Source organism: Leifsonia sp. SIMBA_070, from assembly GCF_046534635.1.
In the GTDB taxonomy this organism is placed as follows: Bacteria; Actinomycetota; Actinomycetes; order Actinomycetales; family Microbacteriaceae; genus Leifsonia.
On record NZ_JAWRYK010000619.1, the window covers coordinates 1 to 252 of the forward strand.

Genomic DNA, 252 nt, shown 5'->3' on the forward strand with positions numbered 1-252 from the left:
CGGTGACGTAGGAGGCGAGGTCCGAGAGCAGGAACAACGCTGCGCCGGCCTGCTCGTCAGGCCGGGCGCGGCGTCCCATCGTGATCGCCCGCCGGTCGCGATCGACGTCTTGGTCCACGTAGGTGCCGGACGACGGGGTTTCCGTGACCCCCGGTGCGATCGCGTTGACCCGGATTCCGTCCTGCGCGAGCTCTACCGCCATGGTGCGCGTGGCGGCGACGATCGCGGCTTTCGCAGTGCCATAGGCGATGT

General features: G+C 69.4%; 1 protein-coding gene. It reads right to left on the minus strand.

Annotation, left to right across the window (positions count from 1 at the left end; all coding sequences use genetic code 11):
* Window positions 1-252, minus strand: a 252-nt coding sequence (locus SB754_RS21705) for an SDR family oxidoreductase (protein ID WP_410784383.1), incomplete at both ends; no start/stop codon positions are given.